At 70.3% G+C, this 6,380-nt stretch carries 8 protein-coding genes and 1 tRNA gene; 2 read left to right on the forward strand and 7 right to left on the reverse strand.

Going from position 1 to position 6,380, the window contains the following annotated elements; translation table 11 throughout:
- Positions 1-7 precede the first annotated feature (7 nt).
- The gene (locus tag E1285_RS01150; RefSeq protein WP_132146695.1) at positions 8-1,201 is read right to left on the reverse strand and encodes an ATP-binding protein; all 1,194 of its coding nucleotides are present in this window, start codon (positions 1,199-1,201) and stop codon (positions 8-10) included.
- A gap of 352 nt (positions 1,202-1,553) precedes the next feature.
- Positions 1,554-2,564: a pirin family protein gene (locus E1285_RS01155; protein ID WP_132146698.1), complete on the reverse strand. Its 1,011-nt coding sequence runs from the start codon at positions 2,562-2,564 to the stop codon at positions 1,554-1,556.
- A gap of 167 nt (positions 2,565-2,731) precedes the next feature.
- Here E1285_RS01155 and E1285_RS01160 point away from each other — a divergent pair, with 167 nt between their 5' ends.
- Entirely contained in the window at positions 2,732-3,193 is a 462-nt protein-coding gene (locus tag E1285_RS01160) for a MarR family transcriptional regulator (RefSeq protein WP_132146701.1), read from the forward strand.
- A gap of 33 nt (positions 3,194-3,226) precedes the next feature.
- Here E1285_RS01160 and E1285_RS01165 read toward each other — a convergent pair whose 3' ends face one another.
- A complete protein-coding gene (locus tag E1285_RS01165; RefSeq protein ID WP_132146704.1) occupies positions 3,227-3,649 on the reverse strand; it encodes a hypothetical protein in 423 nt (140 codons plus the stop codon).
- Between the two features lie 161 nt (positions 3,650-3,810).
- Here E1285_RS01165 and E1285_RS01170 point away from each other — a divergent pair, with 161 nt between their 5' ends.
- Positions 3,811-4,542 carry a M15 family metallopeptidase gene (locus E1285_RS01170; RefSeq protein WP_132146707.1) on the forward strand — a complete coding sequence of 244 codons (732 nt, stop codon included), beginning with the start codon at positions 3,811-3,813 and terminating at the stop codon, positions 4,540-4,542.
- A 15-nt stretch (positions 4,543-4,557) separates the two neighbouring features.
- Here the strand turns inward: E1285_RS01170 and E1285_RS45275 are convergent, their stop codons facing one another.
- From E1285_RS45275 to E1285_RS01185, 4 genes are all read right to left on the reverse strand, one after another.
- Positions 4,558-4,722 carry a hypothetical protein gene (locus E1285_RS45275; protein WP_165966411.1) on the reverse strand — a complete coding sequence of 55 codons (165 nt, stop codon included), beginning with the start codon at positions 4,720-4,722 and terminating at the stop codon, positions 4,558-4,560.
- Between the two features lie 75 nt (positions 4,723-4,797).
- Positions 4,798-4,886, reverse strand: a tRNA-Ser gene (locus E1285_RS01175).
- A 98-nt stretch (positions 4,887-4,984) separates the two neighbouring features.
- Positions 4,985-5,359: a signal peptidase I gene (locus E1285_RS01180; protein ID WP_132146710.1), complete on the reverse strand. Its 375-nt coding sequence runs from the start codon at positions 5,357-5,359 to the stop codon at positions 4,985-4,987.
- Positions 5,360-5,383: 24 nt separating this feature from the next.
- Positions 5,384-6,380: MinD/ParA family protein (locus tag E1285_RS01185; RefSeq protein ID WP_243722459.1), on the reverse strand; the 997-nt coding region annotated here is incomplete at its 5' end.

The following is a 6,380-nucleotide window of genomic DNA, read 5'->3' on the forward strand; positions in this document are numbered from 1 at the left end:
CCGGCTGTCAGGCGGGTTGGGAGCGGAGGAACTTGCCGAAGTGCGGCACGGTGAACGCGACCAGGCCGCGTTCGGCGCTGTAGATGAGGCCCTTCTTGATGAGTCCGTCACGGGCGGGCGACAGGCTGGACGGTTTGCGGCCCAGTTCGTCGGCGACGGACGCGGTGGACACCGGGTCGTCGCCGAGCATGGCCATCGCGCGCATGTAGTCGCGCTCGGCCGGGGTGGCGCGCTCGTAGCGGCTGCCGAAGAAGCCGACCGCGAGTTCGCTCTCCGCCTCCGGCGCGGCGACCTTGATGTCGTCGGCGGTGATCGGGGTGTCGGGTGCCACGTCCCAGACGACCTTGGCGTACGCCTGGACGAAGTAGGGATAGCCGTCGGCCGCGCCGTACAGCGCGTCGAGAGCGTCCTCGGTGAAGGTGACCTCCTCACGTCCGGCGGGAGCCAGCAAAGCGAAGTCGGCGGACTCGCGGTCGAGGCGGTCTATGCGCGCGTAGCGGAACAGCCGCTCGGAGTAGGACTTGCTCGCCGACAGGACGGCCGGCAGATGCGGGAGCCCGGCACCGACCACGATCAGCGGCCCGCCGACCTGCGACAGCTCATGGCACGCGGCGCACAGCGCGGAGACGTCGTCGGCCGGGATGTCCTGCATCTCGTCCACGAACAGCGCGATCCCGGCGCCGACATCGGTCGCGACGGAGGCGGCGTCGACGAACAGCTCGGTCAGGTCGATCTCCAGGTCGCCGGAGTCGGCGCGTCCGCGCGAGGCGGGCACGTCGATACCGGGCTGCCAGCGGTGCACCCGGGCCTTCGCCTTGCCGGACGGCTCCGGCTCGGCCTGCGCGAACGCCTTCAGCACGCCGAGGAACTCCTCGATGCGGTCGGGCGCGCGATGCCGGGGCGCCAGCTCCCGGACGGCCCGGTGCAGCGCCGAGGCGACCGGCCGCCGGATCGACTGGTCGGGGCGGGCCTCGATCTTCCCGGTCCCCCACAGCCGCTGGATCGCCATCGACCGGAACGCGTTGAGCAGCACGGTCTTGCCCACCCCGCGCAGCCCGGTGACGATCATGCTGCGCTCGGGACGGCCGCGGGCCACCCGTTCGATCACCACCTCGAACTGCTTGAGCTCACGGTCGCGGCCGGCCAGCTCCGGGGGGCGCTGCCCGGCGCCAGGGGCATAGGGATTGCGCACGGGGTCCACGCTCTCGGACTCTATGAGGCGATATAGCTGAGGGCGTAGATTTACGTAGAAACCGCTGCGGCGTGTCGCGTGCTCCCGCCGCCGCCCGCAGCGCGCGGGAGCGTCCACCCCCTTCTCGGCCACCGTCGCCACCATGGCGCCTCCCCAGGCGAGCGCGTCCAGATCCGTCGAACTTCTGTTCGACTATTCGAACACAGTAGCGCACGCCGCCGCCCCCGTCATCCGAACCCGCGACTCCCGTCGGCGGATCCGGAAAAGAGAACGGCCACGTGCCACCAATGCGGGGTGGGCAGCACGTGGCCGCTCGGCGGGGTCCGGCCGCGGGCGTCCGCCCGCGGCCGGGAGTCGCAGGTCAGGCGAGTGACTCGTCCGCGTCGGACCGGTGCGGGACCTTCTCGGCGGGGACGGTGCCCATCCGGCCGGCCTGGAAGTCCTCGAAGGCCTGGACGATCTCCTCGCGTGTGTTCATCACGAACGGCCCGTACCGTGCGATCGGCTCGCGGATCGGGAGGCCGCCGAGAACGAGGATCTCCCAGCCGTTCGAGCTCGCGGCGGGCTGGCCGTCGGCGGCGCGGACGACCAGGCCGTCGCCGGTGCCCTGGTGGTGGGAGCCGGCGAAGACCGCGAGTTGCCCCTCGTCCAGCCCGGTCTCCTCGACGCCTGCCGTCCCGCGGCCGGAGAGCACGTACACCATCGCGTTGAACTCGCGCGGCCACGGCAGGGTGAGGCGCGCACCGGGCGCGACCGTCGCGTGCAGGTAGTTGATGGGCGTGTAGGTGACGCCGGGGCCGTCGTATCCGGCGAGCGACCCGGCGATGACACGGACGAGGGACGAGCCGTCGTCGGCGGCCAGCAGCTTGACGTCGCGGGCCTCGATGTCCTGGTAGCGCGGCGGAACCCACTTCTGGGCGCGGGGCAGGTTGACCCAGAGCTGGATGCCGTGGAACAGGCCGCCCTTGGTGACCAGCTCGGGCGGCGGCTGCTCGATGTGCTGGATCCCGGACGCGGCCGTCATCCACTGGGTGGCGCCGTCGGAGATGAGGCCGCCGCCGCCGGACGTGTCCTGGTGCTCGAACGCCCCGTCGATGATGTAGGTGACGGTCTCGAACCCGCGGTGCGGATGCCACGGGGTGCCTTTCGCCTCGCCCGGCGCGTACTCGACGGCGCCCATGTGGTCGAGGAGCAGGAACGGGTCGGCCAGGGGCAGGTCGGTGCCCGGGAAGGGGCGCCTGACCTGGAAGCCCTCGCCCTCCATCTGGCGTGCGGCGGTCACCACTTTCGCGACGCGGCGCCAGTCGGTGCCGGCCTCCGGCAGAAGGGGCAGGCGGGGAAGGGTCAGCGGGTCGGCCATCACGGCGGGCATTGGGTCTCCCCTCGTACGGGTGCCCGTCCAGGACCGGGCGGTGCACTGCTCGGCACAACGTAGTTGACGGTTCAACTATTCCGGCGGTCCGGTGCCGCGGGATCCTGCTAACGTGAAGATAGCCGGGATTAGTTGAAGATTCAACCTGCGCCCGTATACTTGACAGTATGAGCGAACCTCGCTGGCTCGATGCCACCCAGCAGCGCGATTGGCGGGCATACGTCGACGGCAGCGTCCGGCTCACCGAGGTCATGGACCGCGACCTGAAGACCAAGCACGGGCTGTCGGTCTCCGAGTACGAGATCCTCGTCCGGCTGTCCGAGGCGCCCGACCGGCGGCTGCGCATGGCGGAACTGGCCGAGAACGCCAGCCAGTCGCGCAGCCGGCTGTCGCACACCTGCTCCCGCCTGGAGTCGAAGGGCCTGGTCAAGCGGGACAGCTGCCCCAATGACAAGCGCGGCGTCTTCGCGCACCTGACCGACGAGGGCTACGCCGCGCTCGAACGGGCCGCCCGCGACCACGTCGAAACCGTCCGGACGTACTTCATCGACATCATCGACCCCGAAGACCTCGAAGCCGTCGGCCGCGTCTTCGCCCTCGTCCTCGAACGACTCGGACCCACGGCCTGACCCGCCGCCTCCCGGTCCACGGAGGAACGGCGCCTACAGGGGGACGCTCACTCCGGTCAGGAAGCCGACGGATACCAGGGTCAGGGTCACCCAGGCGAGCATCATGCCGATGCCGAACGTCCGCCAGCGGCCGCCGACCCTCCAGACGAGCAGGCCGCCGAGGCCGAACGCCAGGACGAGCAGGGTGATGAACTGCGGCAGCATGCTCGGCCGGTGGCTCATCATCAGCGGCGCAGACATCATCACGACGTCGACGAACAGGAAGACGCCGAAGCCCGACGCGAGCGCCTTGACATCGTGGCCGAGGAAGGCGCGCGCGCGTTCCGCCAGCACCTGGGCCTTGTCGGTCTGCAGGCGTGGGTGCCCCTCCGCCGCAGGTTCGACCTCCACATGGTGTGCCACGGCGAAGATCTCGTCTTCGAGGCTTGGGAGGTCCCTCTCCTGAGGTTCCGCCATCCCGCTCCCTGAGGCCGGAGACCGCCGGGCGACATGCCCGGCGGATTGGACGAGGTTCACGGCCCGTCCGTCCGGCCCCTTTCCGGCGGGCGCGCCGTCAAACGCAAGGTAGGGGATCAAGGGTGGCACACATAGGCCACCCGACGTGCCATCCTGGAAACATGCCAGGTAGAAGGCCTCTTCGCAGCGCGGCGGCGATCATCGCCCTGGTCGCCGCGATGTCCGCGGCCGCCGCTTGCGGCGGCGACTCCGAAGAGCCGACGCCGACCGCGACGCCGCCCACCTCGAACGGAACGGCCACCCCGTCGGCGACGCCGACCGAGCAGACCTTCCAGTCGGACATCAAGAAGGTCACCGCCGGCGACCTCGAGCACTCCTGGCGGGAGGGCTGCCCGGTGCCGCCCTCGGGGCTCCGCATGATCGAGATGACCTACTGGGGCATGGACGACAAACCGCACACCGGCGGGCGGCTCGTCGTCAACGCCGAGGCGGCCGAGGACCTCGTCGGCGTGTTCCGGAAGCTGTACGACGCCCGCTACCCGATCGAGCGCATGGAACCGGTCGACAAGTACCGGGGCGACGACTTCGATTCGATCGACGCCAACAACACCTCGGCCTTCAACTGCCGCCAGGCGACCGGGTCCAGCTCGTTCTCCCAGCACGCCTACGGCCTGGCGGTCGACATCAACCCCTGCCAGAACCCGTACGTCTACGCGGACGGCCGCATCGCCCACGAGCAGTGCTCGAAGTACAAGAACCGGGACCGGAAGGCCCCCGGCATGATCCACGCCGGTGACAAGGTCGTCGACGCGTTCGAGTCGATCGGCTGGGGCTGGGGCGGCGAGTGGAGCGGCGCCAAGGACTACCAGCACTTCAGCAGCAACGGCCGGTAGCCCCGGTTCCGGCGGTCAGATCACCATCACCGCGACAACGATGATCACCACGACGGCCACGGCGGCGGCGATGCCGACGAGCAGGCCGACGTTCGGGCCGGACTTCTGGGGCTGCGCCTGGTTGGCGAAGTTCTGGAACTGGTGGGTCGTGCCCGCCGGATCATTGGGTGTCTGCGACATGCCGACGAGGGTAACGGATACACAACGGGCGGTCTGTCCGTTCTGCCCCACGGACATATCACTCATGACGTCGGGCGGAGAGTGTGGGATTCGAACCCACGAGGACTGTCCCCAGCCCTGGGCGCTTTCAAGGCGCCTGCACTAGTCCACTATGCGAACTCTCCTGGTGACCGCCGTCCCCAGCGGCCCACGCCCACGATAGCGGTCACGGGCCACTGCCTTCGACCGCATAACGCAGAGCACCGCCACCGCCGCGGCGGGCTCACGTCTCCGGTGTGTCCGGGACGGCGTAGCCGGGAATCGACGGCCAGCGGACGGTCATGACGACCGACTCCTCCTCGGCGAGCCACGAGTGGTCGACGCCGCGTCCCCAGACCACGTAGTCGCCCTGCTCGGCCAGGACCACGTCCCCCTCGGGGAACTCCAGCCGGAACCGGCCGCTGATCAGGACGAGCAGCGCGGTCCGCTTCTCGCCGTTCGTCCACGCGGCGCGGCGCTCCCCCCGCGGATGCACGCCCCACTTGATCTCGACCTCGTCGCTGTGCCGGAGGTCGCCGGCCGGTTTGAAGTGCCCGAGCAACCAGCCGTGATCACCGGCGGCGTCCGGCCCCGCCTTCCCCACATACACGCCGTCCACAGGTCGCGACCGTACTCCTGACCGTCACGCCTCGGTGGGACGCTGGTAGGCGAAGCCGTCGCCGACGACGGCGGCGAGGTTCAGGTACGCCTCGCGGGTCGCCGGGGCGAGCTGCTCCAGCTCGACCTCCGCCCCCTCTTCCAGGTGGTCGTCGTACGGGACGCGGACGACGCCGCGGCAGCGGCTCTCGAAGTGCGCCTGGAGCTTGTCCAGGTCGACCTGGCTGCGGGTGCGGTTGCGGACCATCGACAGCACCACCACGCCGTTGCGGACGAGGTGACCGTGGTCGTGGGCCTCCAGCCAGTCGAGGGTGGCGCTCGCGGAGCGGGCGCCGTCCACCGACGGGGAGCTGACCAGGACGAGCTGGTCGGCGAGGCTCAGCACGCCCGCCATCGCCGAATGCAGCAGGCCGGTTCCGCAGTCGGTGATGCAGACCGAGTAGTACTGCTCCAGGACGACGGCGACCGCGGCGTAGTCCTCGGCGCTGAACGCCTCGCTGACCGCCGGGTCCCGGTCGGACGCGAGGATCTCCAGGCGCGCCTCGTTCTGCGAGGTGAACGCGCGCACGTCGGCGTACCGCTGGATCTGGTCCCGGTTGTTGAGCAGGTCCCGGACGGTCGCGGCGGTCTCCAGCCGGACCTTGTCCGACAGCGTCCCGCGGTCGGGGTTGGCGTCCACCGCGATGACCCGGTCGCCGCGGAACGACCCCAGCATCGAGCCGAGCCCGGTCGTGGTGGTCGTCTTGCCGACGCCGCCCTTCAGCGACATGACGGCGACCCGGTGGTGCCCGCCCGACACGACGGTGCGCGCCCTGGCGATCAGGTCCTTGCGGCGCACGTCGCTCTGCGACTCACCCGGGTGGATGCCGCCGGCGGTCGCCTTGTAGACCGCCCGCCGCCAGCCCGACGACGGCGCGATGCGCCGCTCACCGAGAAGGTTCTCGGAGCTGAGGCTGTCGGCGTTCTGCGGCTCCTGCGGATGCTGACCCTGCGGATACTGCTCCTGGGGATGCTGCTGCGGG

Source organism: Actinomadura sp. 7K507 (genome assembly GCF_004348425.1).
GTDB lineage: Bacteria > Actinomycetota > Actinomycetes > Streptosporangiales > Streptosporangiaceae > Spirillospora.

What these genes read in the sequence shown, in the direction of transcription:
- E1285_RS01155 (WP_132146698.1), bottom strand. Translation starts at nt 2,564, where the DNA reads ATGCCCGCCGTGATGGCCGACCCGCTGACCCTTCCCCGCCTGCCCCTT.
- E1285_RS01160 (WP_132146701.1), top strand. Translation starts at nt 2,732, where the DNA reads ATGAGCGAACCTCGCTGGCTCGATGCCACCCAGCAGCGCGATTGGCGG.
- E1285_RS01165 (WP_132146704.1), bottom strand. Translation starts at nt 3,649, where the DNA reads ATGGCGGAACCTCAGGAGAGGGACCTCCCAAGCCTCGAAGACGAGATC.
- E1285_RS01170 (WP_132146707.1), top strand. Translation starts at nt 3,811, where the DNA reads ATGCCAGGTAGAAGGCCTCTTCGCAGCGCGGCGGCGATCATCGCCCTG.
- E1285_RS45275 (WP_165966411.1), bottom strand. Translation starts at nt 4,722, where the DNA reads ATGTCGCAGACACCCAATGATCCGGCGGGCACGACCCACCAGTTCCAG.